This is a genomic window from Agromyces intestinalis, from assembly GCF_008365295.1.
In the GTDB taxonomy this organism is placed as follows: domain Bacteria; phylum Actinomycetota; class Actinomycetes; order Actinomycetales; family Microbacteriaceae; genus Agromyces; species Agromyces intestinalis.
On the sequence record NZ_CP043505.1, the window covers coordinates 3691843 to 3712927 of the forward strand.

Here is a 21085-nt window from a genome sequence, read left to right on the forward strand (position 1 = left end):
ACCTAGACGACGAGGACGGTCCACGTGTCGCCCACCCCACCCTTCGCGAGATTCAGCTCGGTTCCCGAGGCTCAGGGACTCTACGACCCTGCCGCCGAGAAGGACGCGTGCGGCCTCGCCATGGTGGCGACGCTGCGCGGTACCGCCGGCCATGACATCATCCAGCACGCCCTCGACGCGCTGCGCCACCTCGAGCACCGCGGCGCGGTCGGGTCCGATGCGGGCACGGGCGACGGCGCGGGCATCATCACGCAGGTGCCCGACGCATTCCTGCGCGAGGTCGTCGGGTTCCCGCTGCCCGCGGCCGGCGCGTACGCGGTCGGCAACGCGTTCCTGCCGATCGACCCCACCGCGCGCAGCGCGGTGAAGCAGCAGCTGCAGGCGATCGCCGCGGCCGAGGGCCTCACGGTGCTCGGGTGGCGCGAGGTGCCGGTGCGCCCCGACGAGCTCGGCACCCTCGCGCGCGCGGCGATGCCGGCCGTGCACCAGCTGTACGTGCGTGCGACGTCGGTCGACGACGAAGGGCGTTCGGCCGCCGGCATCGAGCTCGACCGCCTGACGTTCCGGCTGCGCAAGCGAGCCGAGCGCGAGCTCGACCTCTACTTCGCCTCGCTGTCGAGCCGCACCATGGTCTACAAGGGCATGGTCACGACGCTTCAGCTCGAGCCGTTCTATCCCGACCTGTCCGACGAGCGCTTCGCGTCCAAGCTCGCGCTCGTGCACTCGCGGTACTCGACCAACACCTTCCCGTCGTGGCCGCTCGCCCAGCCGTTCCGCATGATCGCCCACAACGGCGAGATCAACACCATCCAGGGCAACCGCAACTGGATGCGCGCGCGCCAGTCGCAGCTCGAGAGCGAGCTGCTCGGCGACCTCGCGCCGATCCTGCCGATCGTCACGCCGGGCGCGAGCGACTCGGCGTCGTTCGACGAGGTGGTCGAGCTGCTGACCCTCGCCGGGCGCAGCCTGCCGCACGCGATCATGATGATGGTTCCCGAGGCGTGGGAGAACCAGACCGAGATCGACCCCGCCCGTCGCGCGTTCTACGAGTACCACTCCATGCTCATGGAGCCGTGGGACGGCCCCGCGGCGATCGTGTTCACCGACGGGTCGCTCGTCGGCGCGACGCTCGACCGCAACGGACTGCGTCCGGGGCGCTACCTGGTCACCGACGACGGACTCGTCGTGCTCGCGAGCGAGATCGGGGTGCTCGACATCGACCAGTCGCGCATCGTGCGCAAGGGGCGGCTGCAGCCCGGGCGGATGTTCCTCGTCGACACCGAGGCCGGTCGACTCATCGAGGACGACGAGATCAAGGCCGACCTCGCCGCCCAGGCGCCGTACGCGGACTGGCTCGAGCAGGGTCGAATCCGGCTCGGCGAGCTGCCCGAGCGCGAGCACATCGTGCACCCGCCGCTGTCGGTGAACCGTCGCCAGCGCACGTTCGGCTACACCGAGGAAGAAGTGAAGATCCTCCTCACCCCGATGGCGAAGACCGGTCAGGAGCCGATCGGCGCGATGGGGTCCGACACGCCGGTCGCGGTGCTGTCGCAGCGCCCGCGCCTGCTGTTCGACTACTTCACCCAGCAGTTCGCGCAGGTGACGAACCCGCCGCTCGACTCGATCCGCGAGCAGGTCGTCACCTCGCTCGGCACGTCGCTCGGGCCCGAGCGCAACCTGCTCTCGGCGGGTCCCGAGCACGCCCGCCAGGTCGCGCTCGACTTCCCGGTCATCGATAACGACGAGCTCGCGAAGATCGTCCACATCGACCCGAGCTCGGGCTCGCGCACCACCGCGACGATCCGCGGCCTGTACCGGTTCGACGAGGGGCGCGACGCGATGCGCAACCGCCTCCGGGCGATCTGCGACGAGGTCGACGAAGCGATCGAGGCGGGCGTCGCCTTCATCGTGCTGAGCGACCGCGACTCCGACAAGGACCTCGCTCCGATCCCGTCGCTGCTCATGCTCTCGACGGTGCACCACCACCTGATCCGCACCGAGAACCGCATGAAGGTCGGGCTGATCGTCGAGGCGGGCGACGTGCGCGAGGTGCACCACGTGGCCCTGCTCGTCGGCTACGGGGCATCCGCCGTGAACCCCTACCTCGCGATGGAGACCTGCGAGGACCTCGTGCGTTCGGGGGTGATCACCGGCATCACCCCCGAGCAGGCCGTGCACAACGTGATCAAGGCGCTCGGCAAGGGCGTGCTCAAGATCATGTCGAAGATGGGCATCTCGACGATCTCGTCGTACGGCGGCGCACAGGCGTTCGAGGCCGTCGGTCTGGCGCAGGACTTCATCGACGAGTACTTCACCGGTACCACCTCGAAGCTGGGCGGCGTCGGACTCGACGTCATCGCGACCGAGAACCTCGAGCGCCACGCCTCGGCGTACCCGGCCGACGTCGCGGTGCGCGCGCACGAGCGGCTCGCGACCGGCGGCGAGTACCAATGGCGTCGCGACGGCTCGCCGCACCTGTTCAACCCCGAGACGGTGTTCCGGCTGCAGCACTCGACGCGCAACCGCCGATACGACGTCTTCCGCGAGTACACGAAGCTCGTGGACGACCAGGCCGAGCAGCTGATGACGCTCCGCGGCCTGTTCACGCTGCGCACCGGCACTCGACCGCCGGTGCCGATCGACGAGGTCGAGTCGGTCGCATCGATCGTGAAGCGGTTCTCGACCGGCGCGATGAGCTACGGCTCGATCTCGAAGGAGGCGCACGAGACCCTCGCCATCGCGATGAACCGGCTCGGCGCCAAGTCGAACACGGGCGAGGGCGGCGAGGATCTCGACCGCCTGCTCGACCCCGAACGTCGCAGCGCGATCAAGCAGGTCGCCTCCGGTCGGTTCGGAGTGACGAGCATGTACCTCACGCACGCCGATGACATCCAGATCAAGCTCGCGCAGGGCGCCAAGCCCGGCGAGGGCGGGCAGTTGCCGCCCGCGAAGGTCTATCCGTGGGTGGCGCGCACGCGGCACGCGACCGCCGGCGTCGGGCTCATCTCGCCGCCCCCGCACCACGACATCTACTCGATCGAAGACCTCAAGCAGCTCATCTTCGATCTGAAGCGCGCCAACCCGGGCGCCCGGGTGCACGTGAAGCTGGTGAGCCAGTCGGGCATCGGCGCCGTCGCGGCGGGCACGGCCAAGGCGCTCGCGGACGTCATCCTGGTGTCGGGCCATGACGGCGGCACCGGCGCAAGCCCGCTGAACTCGCTCAAGCACGCCGGCACGCCCTGGGAGCTCGGCCTGGCCGAGACGCAGCAGACGCTCATGCTGAACGGCATGCGCGATCGGGTGGTCGTGCAGGTCGACGGCCAGTTGAAGACCGGCCGCGACGTGATCATCGGCGCCCTGCTCGGCGCCGAGGAGTTCGGCTTCGCGACCGCTCCGCTCGTGGTCGAGGGATGCGTCATGATGCGTGTCTGCCATCTCGACACGTGCCCAGTGGGGGTCGCCACGCAGAACCCCGAGCTGCGCAAGCGCTTCACCGGCAAGCCCGAGTTCGTGGTGAACTTCTTCGAGTTCATCGCGCAGGAGGTGCGGGAGTACCTCGCCGAGCTCGGCTTCCGCTCGCTCGACGAGGTCATCGGCCGTCGCGAGCTGCTCGACGTCGACCGCGCAGTCTCGCACTGGAAGGCCGACGGCCTCGACCTGGCGCCCGTGCTCGTCGGCCCCGACTTCTCGGACGCCGAACCGCGACGCAACGCCCGCGCGCAGGACCACGAGCTGCAGGAGCACTTCGACAACGAGCTCATCCGTCGCGCGCGCCAGGTGCTGGACCACGGCGGTCGCGTCGAGGTCGAGCTGCCGATCCGCAACACCGAGCGGGCGGTGGGCACGATGCTCGGGCACGAGGTCACGCTGCGCCACGGCGAGCAGGGCCTGCCCGCTGGGTCGATCGACGTCGCCCTGACCGGGTCGGCCGGGCAGTCGCTCGGCGCGTTCCTGCCGTCGGGCGTGACGCTGCGGCTGTCGGGCGACGCGAACGACTACGTCGGCAAGGGTCTCTCGGGCGGACAGATCATCGTGCGCCCGGTCGAGTCCGCCGGGTTCGTCGCCGAGCAGAACGTGATCGCCGGCAACGTCATCGGGTACGGCGCCACGAGCGGCTCGATGTTCATCCGCGGCATCGTGGGCGAGCGTTTCCTGGTGCGCAACTCGGGTGCGACCGCCGTCGTCGAGGGCGTCGGCGACCACGCCCTCGAGTACATGACGGGCGGGCTCGCGCTGATCCTCGGCGAGACCGGCCGGAACCTGGGCGCCGGGATGTCCGGCGGCACGGCGTACGTCCTCGGACTGCGCGAGTCGCGCATCAACCGCGAGTCGCTCGCGGGCGGCGAGCTCGAACTGCTCGGCCTCGGCGGCGCCGACCGCGAGATCGTCCGGGACCTGCTCGAACAGCATGTCGCCCAGACCGGATCGGCCGTGGCCGCACGCTTGCTCGACGAGGGCGACGCCGCGTTCGATCGGTTCACGAAGGTGCTGCCGCGCGATTACGCGGCGGTGCTCCGCACCCGCCAGAGCGCGGTCGAAGAAGGACTGGACCCCGACGGCGATGTCGTGTGGGGACGCATCATGGAGGTGACGGGTGGCTGACCCGAAGGGATTTCTCAAGGTCACCGAGCGGGAGCTGCCCAAGCGTCGCCCCGTTCCGGTTCGGCTCATGGACTGGAAAGAGGTCTACGAGCAGGGCGATCCGGCGCAGCTGCGCCGACAGGCCGGCCGCTGCATGGACTGCGGCGTGCCGTTCTGCCATCAGGGATGCCCCCTCGGCAACCTGATCCCCGAGTGGAACGACCTGATGTGGCGCGGCGAGGGCCGTGCCGCGATCGAGCGTCTCCACGCGACGAACAACTTCCCCGAGTTCACCGGCCGGCTGTGCCCGGCCCCGTGCGAGTCGGCGTGCGTGCTCGGCATCAACCAGCCCGCCGTGACGATCAAGCAGGTCGAGGTCTCGATCATCGACCAGGCGTTCGGCAACGGCTGGGTGCAGCCGCAGCCGCCCGCGCGGCTCACCGGCAAGACGGTCGCTGTGGTCGGCTCCGGGCCCGCGGGGCTTGCCGCCGCGCAGCAGCTCACGCGCGCCGGCCACACCGTCGCGGTGTTCGAGCGCGACGACCGCATCGGCGGCCTGCTGCGGTACGGCATCCCCGACTTCAAGATGGAGAAGCGCCACCTCGACCAGCGGCTCGCTCAGATGACCGCCGAGGGCACGCGGTTCCGTGCCGGCGTCGACATCGGCACCGACATCACCTGGGACCAACTGCGCGCACGGTACGACGCCGTGGTCGTGGCCACCGGCGCGATGGTGCCGCGCGACCTGCCGATCCCGGGCCGCGACCTGGCGGGCGTGCACTTCGCGATGGAGTACCTCACGCAGTCGAACCGCCAGCTCGCCGGCGACGAGGTCTTCGACCAGATCACCGCCGAGGGCAAGCACGTCGTCGTCCTCGGCGGCGGCGACACCGGTGCCGACTGCATCGGCACCGCCCACCGTCAGGGCGCGCTCACCGTGACGAACCTCGCCATCGGCAAGCAGCCGAGCGCCGAGCGCACGGCCGACCAGCCCTGGCCGATGCATCCGACGCTGTTCGAGGTGCAGTCGGCCCACGAAGAGGGCGGCAAGCGCGAGTACCTCGCCTCGACGGTCGAGTTCATCGCCAACGAGGACGGCGAGGTCCGTGGCATCCGGGTCGCCGAGACCGAGTACCTTGACGGCCGCCGCGTGCCGAAGGCGGGCACCGAGCGCGAGATCCCCGCCGACCTCGTGCTGCTCGCGCTCGGATTCACCGGGCCCGAGACCGACACGATCGAGCCGCAGCTCGAGGTCGGCGTGACCGCACGGGGTGCATTCGACCGCGACGCCGACTACGCCACGGCCCAGCCGGGCGTGTTCGTCGCCGGCGACGCCGGCCGCGGGCAGTCCCTCATCGTCTGGGCCATCGCCGAGGGCCGGGCTGCGGCCGCGGCCGTCGACCGGTACCTTGAAGGCGAGACACGCCTTCCGAGTCCCATTCCCGCGACCGCCCGCGCGTTCGCGATCTGACGCCCGCAGGCGTCCACCTGAACCCCCGACCCGCGAGACTGCGGGCGGAACACCCTGGGAGTACACACCACATGAGACGAGCGAAGATCGTCGCCACCCTCGGGCCGGCGACATCGAGCTATGAACAGATCCGGGCGATCATCGACGCGGGCATCGACGTCGCGCGGATGAACCTCAGCCACGGCAGCTACGACGTCCACGAGGGCGTTTACCAGAACGTGCGCAAGGCCGCCAACGACTCCGGCCGCGCGATCGGCGTCCTCGTCGACCTGCAGGGCCCGAAGATTCGGCTCGGCAAGTTCGCCGACGGTCCGCACGAACTCGCCGAGGGTGACATCTTCAAGATCACCACCGAGGACATCCTCGGCACGAAAGAGATCGTCGGCACCACCTTCAAGGGCCTCCCGCAGGACGTGAGTCCCGGTGATTTCCTGCTGATCGACGACGGCAAGGTGCGCGTCGAGGTGCTCGAGACCGACGGCACGGTCGTGACTACCCGCGTGATCGTCGCGGGCCCGGTGTCGAACAACAAGGGCATCAACCTGCCCGGCGTCGCGGTCAACGTGCCCGCGCTCAGCGAGAAGGACGAGGCCGACCTGCGCTGGGGCCTCGAGCTCGGGGCCGACCTGATCGCGCTCTCGTTCGTGCGCAACGCCGAGGACATCACCCGTGTCCACGAGATCATGGACGAGGTCGGGCGCCGCGTGCCCGTGGTCGCGAAGATCGAGAAGCCGCAGGCCGTCGACCACCTCGAGGAGATCATCGAGGCGTTCGACGCGATCATGGTCGCCCGCGGCGACCTCGGCGTCGAGTTGCCGCTCGAGGCGGTGCCGATCGTGCAGAAGCAGGCCATCGAGATCGCCCGCCGGCTTGCGAAGCCGGTCATCGTGGCGACCCAGATGCTCGAGTCGATGACGCACAGCCCGGTGCCGACGCGCGCCGAGACGTCCGACGTCGCGAACGCGATCCTCGACGGCGCCGACGCGGTCATGCTCTCGGGCGAGACGAGCGTGGGCGAGTACCCCGTGATCACCGTGCAGACCATGGCGCGCATCGTCGAGTCGACCGAGCAGCACGGCCTCGAGCGCGTGCCGAAGCTCGGCACCAAGCCGCGCACCCAGTCGGGCGCGATCACCGCGGCCGCCGTCGACATCGGCGACTTCGTCGACGCGAAGTACCTCTGCGTCTTCACCGAGTCGGGCGAGTCGGTGCGACGGATGTCCCGCCTGCGCAGCCGTATCCCGATCCTGGCCTTCACGCCCGATCAGGCCATCCGCCGGCGGATGTCGCTGTTCTGGGGCGTCGAGTCGTTCGTGGTCGACCGCGTCACCCACACCGACCAGATGGTCGGACAGGTCGACGACGTGATCGTGAAGTCGGGCCGCGCCGTCGAGGGCGAGACCGTGGTCATCATCTCCGGTTCGCCTCCCGGGATCCCCGGCACGACGAACGACGTTCGCGTGCACAAGGTCGGCGACGTGCTCTGAGCAGGTCGCAGGCGAGACGGCGAAGGGCCGGCGGAGTGATCCGCCGGCCCTTCGCCGTGGTGGTGCCGGTGGTGGGGGTCGAACCCACACGCCCTTTCGGGCAAAGCATTTTGAGTGCTCCGCGTCTGCCATTCCGCCACACCGGCCGGATGCCTCGGCCAGAATACCGTAGGCTTTCAGCCGTGACTGACAGCGAATCCACTCAGCCGGCGGCACCGCGCCGGGTCGTCGTGGCCGAAGACGAATCGCTCATCCGGCTCGACATCGTCGAGATCCTCCGCGACAACGGCTACGAGGTCGTCGGCGAGGCCGGCGACGGCGAGACCGCCGTCCAGCTCGCGACCGAGCTGCGCCCCGACCTCGTCATCATGGACGTGAAGATGCCGCAGCTTGATGGCATCTCGGCCGCCGAGCGGCTCTCAAAGGGGCACATCGCCCCCGTCGTGCTGCTGACCGCCTTCAGCCAGAAGGAGCTGGTCGAGCGGGCGAGCGAAGCCGGCGCCCTCGCCTACGTCGTGAAGCCCTTCACTCCGAACGACCTGCTGCCGGCGATCGAGATCGCCCTCGCCCGTCACGCGCAGATCATCGCCCTCGAGGCCGAGGTCGGCGACCTGGTCGAGCGGTTCGAGACCCGCAAGCTCGTCGACCGGGCCAAGGGCCTGCTCAACGAGAAGATGGGCCTCACCGAGCCCGAGGCGTTCCGGTGGATCCAGAAGGCGTCGATGGATCGCCGCCTCACCATGAAGGACGTCTCGCAGGCGATCATCGAGCAGCTCGCTCCGAAGAAGTCCTGACCTCGTCTCCACCGACAACTTCGCGGATGCCGCGGCGACACGTTCGCCGCGGCATCCGCGTCGCTGCGAGGCATCCTCAGGGCGTCCCGAGCGCACGAACCGTGTCGGAGGCCGCTTGTAGGCTGGGGTGGTGACGGACCCAGTCAAGCCCACCCTCCTCGTCGTCGACGGCCACTCGCTCGCATTCCGGGCCTTCTACGCCCTCCCCGTCGACAGCTTCTCCACCCGCGACGGGCAGCACACGAACGCCATCCACGGCTTCCTGTCGATGCTGCTCCTGCTGCTGCAGAACGAGCGGCCGACCCATCTCGCGGTGGCGTTCGACAAGTCGCGTCAGTCGTTCCGCACGCGCGAGTACGCCGAGTACAAGGGCAACCGCTCCGAGACGCCGCCCGAGTTCAAGGGCCAGGTGCCGCTCCTGCAGGAGGCGCTGCACGCGATGGGCGTGCGCACCCTCGAGAAGGACGACTTCGAGGCCGACGACATCCTGGCCACGCTCGCCACCCGCGGCACCGCCGAGGGCTACCGCGTGCTGCTCGTCTCGGGCGATCGCGACACGATCCAGCTCGTCGACGACGACGTCACGCTGCTGTATCCGAACACGCAGGGCGTCTCGCAGCTGAAGCGCTACGACACCGCGGCGGTCATCGAGCGATACGGCATCCGTCCCGAGCAGTACCCCGACGTCGCCGCGCTCGTCGGCGAGACCAGCGACAACCTGCCGGGCATCCCCAAGGTCGGCGAGAAGACCGCGGTGAAGTGGCTCGGGCTCTACGGCGACCTCGACGGCATTCTCGCCCACGCCGACGAGATCAAGGGCGTCGTGGGGCAGAACCTGCGCGACGGTCGCGAGAACGCGGTGCGCAATCGCAAGCTGAACCGGCTCGTCCGCGATGTCGACCTCGACGTCGAGCTCGCCGAGTTCGAGGCGAAGCCGATCGACCTCGATGCGGTCCGCCCGATCTTCGAGCGGCTGGAGTTCCGCACCCTGATGGACCGCCTGACCAAGCTCGCCCTCGGCGACGCCGGCCAGGCCGCCTCCGGTGGCGCGGCGCCGTCGGCGCCGGTCGAGCGCGAGCCCGCACCCGCCGCGCCGACGCCGCAGCCGCTGCGCGACGACGAGCTCGCGGCCTGGCTCGAGACGGCAACGGCCGCCGAGCCCGCGGGCCTCGGGCTCAGCATCGACGTGATCGCCGGCGAGGTGGCCGGCGTCGGCATCGCGACCGCGACCGAGACGGTGCGTCTCGAGTGGCAGTCGGCCGCCGATTCGCCGGCGCTCGCGGCCTGGCTCGCGTCGGACGCGCCGAAGATCATGACCGACGCGAAGCTGCAGCTCGAGGCGCTCGCGCGCTCGGGGCTCGCGTTCGACGGACTGGTCGTCGACACGCTGCTCGCGGGCTGGCTGATGCGGCCGAACCTGCAAGAGAAGTCGCTCGCCGACCTGGTCGACCGGTATCTCGGCGAGACCCTGCCGCAGTCCGATCCCGCGCTCCTCGTGCCCGAGGAGGGCAGCGACGCCGGCGCGCCCGAGTATGCGTGGTACTCGCTGCGTGTCGCACCCGAGGTACTGCGTGTGCTTCCCGAGCGCACCCGGCAGCTGCTCGCCGACGTCGAGATGCCGCTCGTACCGGTGCTCGCCGCGATGGAGCTGCGCGGCGTCGCCGTCGACCACGATCGACTCGCCGCGCTCTCGGCCGAACTCGGCGACCGGGCCGCCGGCCTCGCGGTGCTCGCCTACGCCGAAATCGGGCGGGAGGTGAACCTCGGCTCGCCCAAGCAGTTGCAAGAGGTGCTCTTCGACCAGCTCGGCATGCCGAAGACCCGGGCGACCAAGACCGGCTACACGACCGATGCGAGCGCGCTGGCCGACCTGCAGGAATCGAACCCGCACCCGTTCCTCGGGTACCTGCTCGAGCATCGGGATGCCACGAAGCTGCGCCAGATCGTCGACTCGCTCGACAAGGCGATCGCCGCGGACGGGCGCATCCACACCACCTACGGGCAGATCGGCGCGGCGACCGGCCGGATGAGCTCGAACGACCCCAACCTGCAGAACATCCCGGTCCGCGCCGAGGACGGGCGTCGCATCCGCGAGGCGTTCCGCAACGGCGAGGGGTACGTCGAGCTGATGACGGCCGACTACTCCCAGATCGAGATGCGCATCATGGCGCACCTGTCGGGCGACCCCGGGCTCATCGAGGCGTTCAATGCGGGCGAAGACCTGCACCGGTTCGTGGGCGCGCGGGTGTTCTCGGTCGACCCGGCCGACGTCACCCCGCTCATGCGCACCAAGGTCAAGGCGATGTCGTACGGGCTCGCCTACGGGCTCAGCGCATTCGGGCTCTCGAAGCAGCTGCGCATCGACCGAGCCGAGGCGACGCAGCTCATGAAAGAGTACTTCGCCAGGTTCGGCGCGGTGCGCGACTACCTCCGCGGCGTCGTCGAACAGGCCCGCATCGACGGCTACACCGAGACGATCTTCGGCCGTCGCCGCCCGTTCCCCGATCTGAACAGCCCCAACCGCGTGTTGCGCGAGAACGCCGAGCGCCAGGCGTTGAACTCGCCGATCCAGGGCTCGGCCGCCGACATCATCAAGCTGGCGATGATCGGCGTCGAGCGCTCGATCGCCGAGGCCGGGCTGCGGTCGCGCATGCTGTTGCAGGTGCACGACGAGCTCGTGTTCGAGGTGGCCGACGGCGAGGCCGACGCACTCGAGACGATCGTGCGCGACCGAATGAGCTCGGCGGCCGACCTGCTCGTGCCGCTCGACGTGCAGGTCGGGCGCGGCGCGAGCTGGGACGACGCGGCGCACTGACGCAGCGCACTCGCGCAGCACACCGCCTCCGGCCCGACCGCGGTGTCGTCGGGCCCCTCTAGGCTCGGATCCATGACTGCTTCCGAGCCGCGCACCCCCACCGCTGTCGATCGCGTCGCCGAGACGTGGGTCGACACCCTCGTCGACCTCGACCCGACCGTCGGCACCTACATCGGCCGCACCGACGCCGACGACCGACTCGGCGACTATTCGCCGGCCGGTCATGAGACGCTCGTGGCCGCCACGAAGGCTGCCCTCGCTGCGCTCGAGTCGGCCGAACCGGCCGACGAGGTCGACGAGGTCACGCGTGCCGACCTGGGCGCCGAGCTCCGGCTCGTGATCGAGCGACACGAGGCGGGCCAGCACCTGCGCGACCTCAACGTCATCGCGAGTCCCGCGCAAGAGATCCGCGACGTGTTCGACCTCATGCCCACGGCGTCGACCGACGACTGGGAGCGCATCCGCGCTCGGCTCGACGCGGTGCCGGGCGCCATCGCCGGCTACGTGGAGACGTTGCGACTCGGGGTCGACTCCGGCGCGACACCCGCCCGGCGCCAGGTGCGCGAGGTCGTCGCGCAGGTGCGGCGGCACGCCGCTCCCGACGGCTTCTTCGCGCACTTCGCCGCGAGTGCGGTGCCGTCCGAGGGTGAGTTGCCGGCCAGCCTCGCGCGCGAGCTCGGCGATGCGGCCGGGCGTGCCGCGGTGGCGTACGAGCAGCTCGCGGGTTTCCTCGCCGACGAGCTCGAGCCCGCCGCCCGCGAGACCGACGGGGTCGGTCGCGACCTCTACGCACTCGAGTCGCGCCGCTTCCTCGGCGCCGCGATCGACCTCGACGAGACGTACGAATGGGGGCTCGACGAGCTCGCCCGCATGGTCGACGAGCAGGACCGCACCGCGCGCGAGGTGCTGCCCGGGGCATCCGTGGCCGAAGCGGTCGCGCATCTCGAAGCCGACCCGGCCCGCAAGCTCCGCGGCACCGACGCCCTCCAGCGCTGGATGCAGCAGACGAGCGATCGCGCCGTCGCCGAGCTGGGGGCGATCCAGTTCGACATCCCCGCCGAGATCCGCACGCTCGAGTGCATGATCGCTCCGACCCACGAGGGCGGCATCTATTACACCGGCCCGAGCGACGACTTCAGCCGGCCGGGGCGCATGTGGTGGTCGGTGCCCGAGGGCGTGACCGAGTTCGACACCTGGCGCGAACTCACGACGGTCTACCACGAGGGCGTGCCCGGGCATCACCTGCAGATCGGGCAGGCGGTGGTCAACCGCGGCAAGCTCAACACCTGGCGCCGGCAGCTGGCCGGCACGTCGGGCCACGCCGAGGGGTGGGCGCTGTACGCCGAGCGCCTGATGGAAGAGCTCGGCTACCTCGCCGATCCGGCCGACCGGCTCGGCATGCTCGACGGCCAGCGCATGCGCGCCGCGCGCGTGGTGCTCGACATCGGCGTGCACCTCGGCAAGCCCCGCCCCGACGGCGAAGGCGCGTGGACGGCCGAGTACGCGCTCGACTTCATGCGCAGCAACGTGCAGATGGACGACGCGTTCGTGCGATTCGAGGTCAACCGCTACCTCGGGTGGCCCGGGCAGGCGCCCTCGTACAAGGTCGGCCAGCGCATCTGGGAGCAGCTGCGCGATGACGCGAAGGCACGCGCGGGTGCTGCGTTCGACATCCGCGACTTCCACCGTCGGGCGCTCGACCTCGGCGGCGTGGGGCTCGACACGTTGCGCCGGGCACTGCTCTCCTGAGGGTGCCGAAGCGGGGGAGCGGTGGCGGCCGACCGGTCGGTTGCCGCCCGCCCCCCGTTTCCGTTAGGATGGAACGTCACTCGTGTGACATCCATGTCCGCTGCCCATCGCGGAAAAACACACACCAGCTCGAACCGCGAGGGCCCGATACTGTCCATTCGGAGCATCCACTACATGACCACCGTAACGACCAAGGCACCCAAGCAGGTCGCGATCAACGACATCGGATCTGCTGACGATTTCCTCGCCGCGGTCGAGAAGACGCTCAAGTTCTTCAACGACGGCGACCTCATCGAGGGCACCGTCGTGAAGATCGACCGCGACGAGGTTCTCCTCGACGTCGGCTACAAGACCGAGGGTGTCATTCCCTCGCGTGAGCTTTCCATCAAGCACGACGTCGACCCCTCCGAGGTCGTCGAGGTCGGCGACACCGTCGAGGCCCTGGTTCTCCAGAAGGAGGACAAGGAGGGTCGGCTCATCCTGTCGAAGAAGCGCGCCCAGTACGAGCGCGCCTGGGGCGACGTGGAGAAGATCAAGGAGAACGACGGCGTCGTGACCGGTTCGGTCATCGAGGTCGTCAAGGGCGGCCTCATCGTCGACATCGGTCTTCGCGGCTTCCTCCCGGCCTCGCTCATCGAGCTGCGCCGCGTTCGCGACCTCACCCCCTACCTCGGCCAGGAGCTCGAGGCGAAGATCCTCGAGCTCGACAAGAACCGCAACAACGTGGTGCTCTCGCGTCGTGCGCTCCTCGAGCAGACCCAGTCGGAGTCGCGTTCGACGTTCCTCGCGAACCTCCACCCGGGCCAGGTGCGCAAGGGTGTCATCTCCTCGATCGTCAACTTCGGTGCGTTCGTCGACCTGGGCGGCGTGGACGGCCTCGTGCACGTCTCCGAGCTCTCGTGGAAGCACATCGAGCACGCCAGCGAGGTCGTCGAGGTCGGCCAGGAGGTCACCGTCGAGGTGCTCTCGGTCGAGCTCGACCGCGAGCGCGTCTCGCTCTCGCTCAAGGCGACGCAGGAAGACCCCTGGCAGGTCTTCGCGCGCACGCACGCGATCGGCCAGGTCACCCCGGGCAAGGTCACGAAGCTGGTTCCGTTCGGTGCGTTCGTTCGCGTCGCCGACGGCATCGAGGGCCTCGTGCACATCTCGGAGCTGTCGGGTCGTCACGTCGAGCTCGCCGAGCAGGTCGTGTCGGTCGGCGAAGAGGTCTTCGTCAAGGTCATCGACATCGACCTCGAGCGTCGCCGCATCTCGCTCTCGCTGAAGCAGGCGAACGAGGGCGTCGACCCCGAGGGCACCGAGTTCGACCCGGCGCTCTACGGCATGCTCACCGAGTACGACGAGCAGGGCAACTACAAGTTCCCCGAGGGCTTCGACCCCGAGACGAACGAGTGGCGCGAGGGCTTCGACGCCGAGCGCGAGAAGTGGGAGCAGGAGTACGCTGCAGCCCAGGCTCGCTGGGAGGCGCACAAGAAGCAGGTCGCCGCGTCGCAGGCCGCTCAGGTCGCCGACGACTCGTTCTCGTCGGGTACCTCGAGCTACTCGAGCGACTCGGCTGCGAGCGGCACCCTCGCCGACGACGCGTCGCTCGCGGCGCTGCGCGAGAAGCTCTCGAGCAACAACTGATCGCGTCGGGCGCATGGCGCTCGCACGATGAAACGGAAGGCCGGTCCCGCTCGGGGCCGGCCTTCCGGCGTCTCAGGCGACGGGTTCGGAACCAGGTGACGGGTCCGGCGCGTCGGGTTCGGCGCGACGGCGGCGACGACGGCGGATGACGCGGATCGCGACGAACACGATCCCGGCGATCCCGGCGATCACGAGCAGCGGCACGAGGATCGCGGCGAACGAGAGCGCGACCGACGAGGCATCCTCGGCCGCACTGACGAGGGGTGCGCCGAGCCCGAAGGTCGCGGCGTTCACGACCGGCCGCGCGACGGCCTTCAGCAGGTGCACGGCCAATGCCAGCGCGGCTCCGATCGCGATCGGCACCCACTGGTTGGATGCGAAGAAGGCGGCGGGGTCGGTGACGGCGACCGTCGTGGCGGTCGTGCCCGATCCGAACGCGAAACCGCCGGCCGTCGGGCGCACGACGGTCTGGATGACGTCGTTCACGTGATCGAAGCTCGGGATCTTGTCGGCGATCACCTCGGCGACGAGCAGGACCACGAGGATGAGCAGCACCCATTCGTTCGACAGCCACGCCCAGGCCGACGGCAGTTCGACCAGGCCGGTGAACCGGTCGAGGGCGCCGAGCAGTACGAGCGGGATCCACGCGTTGAGTCCGGCGGCCAGCGCGAGGCCCGCGCCGGTGAGCAGTTCGAGCATGACGGATGCCTCCCGCCCACGAGTCTCGCACGCGAGGTCGCCGCGACGACCCCGGGTAGAGTGGCGGCGTGTACCTGATCGGCCTCACCGGCGGCATCGCGTCGGGCAAGTCCACCGTCGCCCGCCGCCTCTACGAGCACGGCGCCGTCCACATCGACGCCGACCAGTTGGCGCGCAAGGTCGTCGAGCCGGGCACGCCCGCGTTGGCCGCCATCGTCGAGGCGTTCGGGCCGGGCGTGCTGCACGGCGACGGGTCACTCGATCGCGCGAAGCTCGGCGGGATCGTGTTCGGCGACGCCGCCGCGTTGGCCCGGCTGAACGGCATCGTGCACCCGGCGGTACGGGAGCTGTCGGGCAGGCTGATCGCGAAGGCCGAGGCCGAGGACCCCGAGGCCGTGGTCGTCTACGACGTGCCGCTGCTGGTCGAGGCCCAGGTCGACCATCCGTTCGATCTCATCGTCGTGACGGATGCGCCGCGACGCGCTCAGGTCGCGCGACTCGTACAGGAGCGCGGGCTCGAACCGGCGCACGCCGAAGCGCGCGTCGACGCGCAGGTCGACCCCGAGACCCGCAAGTCGATCGCCGACGTGGTGATCGACACGGGCGGCACGCTCGCGCACACCATGAGCCAGGCCGACGCGCTGTGGGCCCGCATCCGGGCCGAGCAGCGGGCGCGCGGCTGAGGCGCTCGATCCCGAGTTCGCTCCCGTGCTCGCGTGGTCGCCGCCGTCGGCGCTCCGCCGGCGGCGAACGCCGGGAGTCGTGTCGGTGGGCCTTCCTACACTGGAAGGCATGGAGACCACTCGTTCTGTTCGCCCGTTCGAGGTCGTCAGCGAGTACCGGCCCAGCGGCGATCAGCCTACGGCGATCGCCGACCTCGCGTCGCGCATCAACGCCGGCGAGACCGACGTGGTGCTGCTCGGCGCGACGGGCACGGGCAAGTCGGCGACGACCGCTTGGCTCATCGAGCAGGTGCAGCGTCCGACGCTCGTGCTCGCGCACAACAAGACGCTTGCCGCGCAGCTGGCGAACGAGTTCCGCGAGCTGATGCCGAACAACGCGGTCGAGTACTTCGTGTCCTACTACGACTACTACCAGCCCGAGGCGTACGTGCCGCAGACCGATACCTTCATCGAGAAGGATTCGTCGATCAACGCCGAGGTCGAGCGGTTGCGCCACTCGACCACGAACTCGCTCCTCAGCCGGCGCGACGTCGTGGTGGTTTCGACGGTGTCGTGCATCTACGGCCTCGGCACGCCCGAAGAGTACCTGAATGCGATGATGCCGCTGCAGGTCGGGCAGCGGGTCGATCGCGACTGGCTCATCCGCAAGTTCGTGTCGATGCAATACCAGCGCAACGACGTCGACTTCTCGCGCGGCAACTTCCGGGTGCGCGGCGACACCATCGAGATCATCCCGGTCTACGAAGAGCGAGCCATCCGCATCGAGATGTTCGGCGACGAGATCGAGGCGCTCTACAGCCTGCACCCGCTGACCGGGCAGGTGCTCGAGCGGCTCGACGCCGTGCCGGTGTTCCCGGGGTCGCACTACGTCGCGTCCACCGACGTCATGCAGCGGGCGATCGGCACCATTCGCGACGAACTCGACGAACGTCTGCAGGAGCTCGAGCGCGAGGGCAAGCTGCTCGAGGCGCAGCGCCTGCGCATGCGCACCACGTTCGACCTCGAGATGATGGAGCAGATCGGCTTCTGCTCGGGCATCGAGAACTACTCCCGGCACATCGACGGCCGCATGGCGGGCGAGCCCCCGCACTGCCTGCTCGACTACTTCCCCGACGACTTCCTCGTGGTCATCGACGAGTCGCACGTCACCGTGCCGCAGATCGGGTCGATGTACGAGGGCGACTCGTCGCGCAAGCGCACCCTCGTCGAGCACGGGTTCCGCCTGCCGAGCGCGCTCGACAACCGACCGCTCCGGTGGGACGAGTTCAAGGCCCGCGTCGGGCAGACCGTGTACCTCTCGGCCACGCCCGGCCGGTACGAGATGGGCGTCGCCGACGGCGTGGTCGAGCAGATCATCCGCCCGACCGGGCTCATCGACCCCGAGATCGTGGTGAAGCCGTCGAAGGGGCAGATCGACGATCTGCTCGAAGAGATCCGGGTGCGGTCCGACCGCGATGAGCGCGTGCTCGTCACGACGCTGACGAAGAAGATGGCCGAAGAACTCACCGACTTCCTCTCCGAGGCGGGCGTTCGGGTCCGGTACCTCCACTCCGACGTCGACACGCTGCGCCGGGTCGAACTGCTCACCGAACTGCGCGCCGGCGTCTACGACGTGCTGGTCGGCATCAACCTGCTCCGCGAGGGGCTCGACCTCCCCGAGGTCTCGCTGGTGGCGATCCTCGACGCCGACAAAGAGGGCTTCCTGCGGTCGTCGACGTCGCTCATCCAGACAATCGGGCGTGCGGCACGCAATGTGTCGGGCCAGGTGCACATGTACGCCGACGTGATGACCGACTCGATGCACAACGCGATCGAAGAGACCAATCGCCGCCGCGAGAAGCAGGTCGAGTACAACCGGGTCAACGGTATCGACCCGCAGCCGCTGCGCAAGCGCATCGCCGATATCACCGAGGTGCTCGCACGTGAAGAGGCAGACACCGCAAAGCTGCTCGCGGGCCGTGACGCGAAGGCCAAGTCGCCCGTGCCGAACCTTCGTCGCGAGGGCATCGCCGCCGAGGGCGCGAACGACCTCGAAGATCTCATCCGCGATCTCAACGATCAGATGCTCGTCGCGGCGGGGGAGTTGAAGTTCGAGCTCGCTGCGCGCCTGCGCGACGAGGTCTCCGAGCTCAAGCGCGAGCTTCGGCAGATGGAGAAGGCCGGGCACCTCGGGTGATGCGGCCGGCGAGGGAGCCGACCCCGAGTCGGCGAGGTACTCGAACGGATGTTCGGGTGACGCGCGAGCGCTCTCAGCCGGATGTCGGAAGGGGTTCGTAGACTCGTATGGTGCCAATTTCTCGTCTCGACCCTCATTCGCGTCTGAGCGTTCGCGGTGCCCGCGTGCACAACCTGCACAACGTCGACGTCGAGATTCCGCGCGACGCGATGGTGGTGTTCACCGGCCTCTCGGGCTCGGGCAAGTCGTCGCTCGCGTTCGACACGATCTTCGCCGAGGGGCAGCGCCGCTACGTCGAATCGCTGTCGGCGTACGCACGCCAGTTCCTCGGGCAGGTCGACCGCCCCGACGTCGACTTCATCGAGGGGCTGAGCCCGGCGGTGTCGATCGACCAGAAGTCGACCAACCGCAACCCGCGCTCGACGGTCGGCACCATCACCGAGATCTACGACTACATGCGCCTGCTCTGGGCGCGCATCGGCGTGCCGCACTGCCCCGTCTGCGGTGAGCGCATCCAGCGCCAGACGGTGCAACAGATCGCCGACCGGCTGATGGAACTCGAGACGGGCACCCGGTTCCAGGTGCTCGCGCCGGTCGTCTCGAAGAAGAAGGGCGAGTTCGTCGACCTGTTCCGCGACCTCGCTGCGCAGGGCTACACACGCGCCGTGGTCGACGGCGACCTCATCCGCCTCGACGAGCCGCCGACGCTGAAGAAGCAGGTGAAGCACGACATCTCGGTCGTGATCGACCGGCTCGTGGCATCCGACGATCTGCTCGGCCGCCTCACCGACTCGCTCGAGACCGCGCTGCGGCTCACCGACGGCATCGTGCAGATCAACTACGTCGACGCCGACGGCCCCGACGCGTGGCAGACGTTCTCAGAGAAGCTCTCGTGCCCCAACCAGCACCCGATCGCGCTGACCGAGATCGAACCGCGCACGTTCTCGTTCAACGCGCCGTTCGGCGCGTGCCCCGAGTGCTCGGGGCTCGGCACCCGCATGTCGGTCGACGACGACCTGCTGCTGGGCGACCCCGCGCTCAGCATCGGCGAGGGCGTCATCCTCCCGTGGACCTCGCAGGGCAAGAGCCTCTACAACTACTACGAGAAGCTGCTCGACGGGCTCGCGCGCGACCTCGGCTTCTCACTCGAGACGCCGTGGGAATCACTCGACCCGTCGGTGCGACAGGCCGTGCTGCACGGCGACAACTTCGAGGTCAAGGTGCGCTGGCGCAATCGATTCGGCCGCGAGATGAGCTATACCTCGGGGTTCGAGGGCGTCGCGCCCTATATCGAGCGACAGTACGCGCAGGCCGAAACCGACGTGCAGCGTGCACGCTGGGCCGAGTACCTGCGCGAGATCCCGTGCCCGGTCTGCGACGGCAAACGCCTGAAGCCCGAAGTGCTCTCGGTGCTCGTGCACGACGCGAGCATCGCCGACGTCTGCCTCATGAGCCTCACCGACGCGCGCGCCTTCATGGATCGTCTGCACCTCACCGACCGCGAGCAGGCGATCGCCGCGCAGGTGCTGCGCGAGATCAAGCTGCGGCTCGACTTCCTGATCCGCGTCGGGCTCGCGTACCTCGACCTGGCGCGTGCGGCCGGCACCCTCTCGGGCGGCGAGGCCCAGCGCATCCGCCTCGCCACGCAGATCGGGTCGGGGCTCACGGGCGTGCTGTACGTGCTCGACGAGCCGAGCATCGGCCTGCACCAGCGCGACAACCGCAGGCTCATCGACACCCTCGTCGCGCTGCGCGACCTCGGCAACACGCTCATCGTCGTCGAGCACGACGAAGACACCATCCGCACCGCCGACTGGATCGTCGACATCGGCCCCGGAGCGGGTGTCAACGGCGGCACGGTGGTGCACTCGGGCAGCTACGCCGACCTGTTGAAGAACACCGAGTCGCTCACCGGCGACTACCTCGCCGGCCGCCGCGAGATCGCCACGCCCTCGCACCGGCGACCGATCGACCCCGAACGGCACATCACGGTCGAGGGTGCCGAGGCGAACAACCTCAAGAAGGTCGACGTGCAGTTCCCGCTCGGCACCTTCACCGCGGTCACGGGTGTCAGCGGGTCGGGCAAGTCCTCCCTTGTGAACGACATCCTCTACCGCGTGCTCGCCAACCGGCTCAACGGAGCGCGCAAGGTCCCGGGCAAGCACCGGCGGGTCACGGGGCTCGACCACCTCGACAAAGTCGTGCACGTCGACCAGGCGCCGATCGGGCGCACGCCGCGCTCGAACCCCGCGACCTACACGGGCGTGTTCGACCGCATCCGCACGTTGTTCTCCGAGACGGTCGAGGCGAAGGCGCGCGGCTACTTGCCCGGCCGGTTCAGCTTCAACGTCAAGGGCGGGCGCTGCGAGGCATGCTCGGGCGACGGCACGATCAAGATCGAGATGAACTTCCTGCCCGACGTGTACGTCGCCTGCGAGGTCTGCGGCGGCAAGCGCTATAACCGCGAAACGCTGCAGGTGCACTACAAGGGCAAGAACATCGCCGAGGTGCTCGAGATGCCGATCAGCGAGGCGGCCGAGTTCTTCGAGCCGATCTCGGCGATCCACCGCTACCTGAAGACGCTCGTCGACGTCGGGCTCGGATACGTCCAGCTCGGCCAGAGCGCGACGACCCTCTCGGGCGGCGAGGCCCAGCGCGTCAAGCTCGCCACCGAGCTGCAGCGCCGCTCCAACGGCCGCAGCGTGTACGTGCTCGACGAGCCGACCACCGGGCTGCACTTCGAAGACGTTCGCAAGCTGTTGAAGGTGCTCGGCAAGCTCGTCGACAAGGGCAACACCGTCATCGTGATCGAGCACAACCTCGACGTGATCAAGTCGGCCGACTGGATCATCGACCTCGGCCCCGAGGGCGGTTCGGGCGGCGGCACGATCGTCGCCACCGGTACGCCCGAGGAGGTCGCGCTGAACCCCGACAGCCACACCGGCTACTTCCTGCACGAGATCTTCGACGCGGCGTCCGGTCGCGCGGAGGTCGCGAGCTGACC

General features: G+C 69.3%; 11 protein-coding genes and 1 tRNA gene. 10 read left to right on the top strand and 2 right to left on the bottom strand.

The window, feature by feature from the left end; all coding sequences use genetic code 11:
* The first annotated feature begins 24 nt into the window (after positions 1-24).
* The 3 genes from gltB to pyk all read left to right on the top strand — a co-directional run bounded on the left by gltB (position 25) and on the right by pyk (position 7539).
* Complete coding sequence (gene gltB, locus FLP10_RS16860; RefSeq protein WP_149161913.1) at positions 25-4602, top strand: glutamate synthase large subunit; 4578 nt, start codon at positions 25-27, stop codon at positions 4600-4602.
* On the top strand, positions 4595-6052 hold the full coding sequence (locus FLP10_RS16865) for a glutamate synthase subunit beta (RefSeq protein WP_149161914.1): 1458 nt from the start codon (positions 4595-4597) through the stop codon (positions 6050-6052). Before gltB ends, FLP10_RS16865 begins: the two co-directional genes overlap by 8 nt.
* 71 nt (positions 6053-6123) lie before the next feature.
* Positions 6124-7539 (top strand): pyruvate kinase, encoded by a 1416-nt coding sequence (gene pyk / locus FLP10_RS16870; RefSeq protein ID WP_149161915.1) that lies wholly within the window; start codon positions 6124-6126, stop codon positions 7537-7539.
* Positions 7540-7599: 60 nt separating this feature from the next.
* Here pyk and FLP10_RS16875 read toward each other — a convergent pair.
* A tRNA-Leu gene (locus FLP10_RS16875) sits at positions 7600-7685 on the bottom strand.
* Between the two features lie 3 nt (positions 7686-7688).
* On the opposite strand from FLP10_RS16875, the gene FLP10_RS16880 reads away from it, so the two are divergent.
* The 4 genes from FLP10_RS16880 (at position 7689) to rpsA (ending at position 14523) form a co-directional block, all read left to right on the top strand.
* The gene (locus FLP10_RS16880) at positions 7689-8333 is read left to right on the top strand and encodes an ANTAR domain-containing response regulator (protein ID WP_425457622.1); all 645 of its coding nucleotides are present in this window, start codon (positions 7689-7691) and stop codon (positions 8331-8333) included.
* Between the two features lie 130 nt (positions 8334-8463).
* Positions 8464-11148 (top strand): DNA polymerase I, encoded by a 2685-nt coding sequence (polA, locus tag FLP10_RS16885; RefSeq protein ID WP_149161917.1) that lies wholly within the window; start codon positions 8464-8466, stop codon positions 11146-11148.
* 72 nt (positions 11149-11220) lie between these two features.
* The gene (locus FLP10_RS16890) at positions 11221-12897 is read left to right on the top strand and encodes a DUF885 domain-containing protein (protein ID WP_149161918.1); all 1677 of its coding nucleotides are present in this window, start codon (positions 11221-11223) and stop codon (positions 12895-12897) included.
* Between the two features lie 174 nt (positions 12898-13071).
* Positions 13072-14523, top strand: a complete 1452-nt coding sequence (rpsA, locus tag FLP10_RS16895; protein WP_149161919.1) for a 30S ribosomal protein S1 — start codon at positions 13072-13074, stop codon at positions 14521-14523.
* A gap of 72 nt (positions 14524-14595) precedes the next feature.
* Here rpsA and FLP10_RS16900 read toward each other — a convergent pair whose 3' ends face one another.
* Positions 14596-15222 carry a DUF4126 domain-containing protein gene (locus tag FLP10_RS16900; RefSeq protein ID WP_149161920.1) on the bottom strand — a complete coding sequence of 209 codons (627 nt, stop codon included), beginning with the start codon at positions 15220-15222 and terminating at the stop codon, positions 14596-14598.
* 68 nt (positions 15223-15290) lie between these two features.
* Between FLP10_RS16900 and coaE the strand changes: the two genes are divergently transcribed.
* The 3 genes from coaE to uvrA all read left to right on the top strand — a co-directional run bounded on the left by coaE (position 15291) and on the right by uvrA (position 21083).
* Complete coding sequence (coaE, locus tag FLP10_RS16905) at positions 15291-15905, top strand: dephospho-CoA kinase (protein WP_149161921.1); 615 nt, start codon at positions 15291-15293, stop codon at positions 15903-15905.
* Positions 15906-16014: 109 nt separating this feature from the next.
* Positions 16015-18081 (top strand): excinuclease ABC subunit UvrB, encoded by a 2067-nt coding sequence (uvrB, locus tag FLP10_RS16910; RefSeq protein ID WP_149161922.1) that lies wholly within the window; start codon positions 16015-16017, stop codon positions 18079-18081.
* Between the two features lie 110 nt (positions 18082-18191).
* Positions 18192-21083, top strand: a complete 2892-nt coding sequence (uvrA, locus tag FLP10_RS16915) for an excinuclease ABC subunit UvrA (RefSeq protein ID WP_246150066.1) — start codon at positions 18192-18194, stop codon at positions 21081-21083.
* Positions 21084-21085 lie beyond the last annotated feature (2 nt).

Excerpts from the sequence above, each read along its gene's own strand:
- uvrB (WP_149161922.1), top strand. The coding sequence starts at position 16,015 with ATGGAGACCACTCGTTCTGTTCGCCCGTTCGAGGTCGTCAGCGAGTAC.
- FLP10_RS16890 (WP_149161918.1), top strand. The coding sequence starts at position 11,221 with ATGACTGCTTCCGAGCCGCGCACCCCCACCGCTGTCGATCGCGTCGCC.
- FLP10_RS16880 (WP_425457622.1), top strand. The coding sequence starts at position 7,689 with ATGCCTCGGCCAGAATACCGTAGGCTTTCAGCCGTGACTGACAGCGAA.
- rpsA (WP_149161919.1), top strand. The coding sequence starts at position 13,072 with ATGACCACCGTAACGACCAAGGCACCCAAGCAGGTCGCGATCAACGAC.
- FLP10_RS16900 (WP_149161920.1), bottom strand. The coding sequence starts at position 15,222 with ATGCTCGAACTGCTCACCGGCGCGGGCCTCGCGCTGGCCGCCGGACTC.
- pyk (WP_149161915.1), top strand. The coding sequence starts at position 6,124 with ATGAGACGAGCGAAGATCGTCGCCACCCTCGGGCCGGCGACATCGAGC.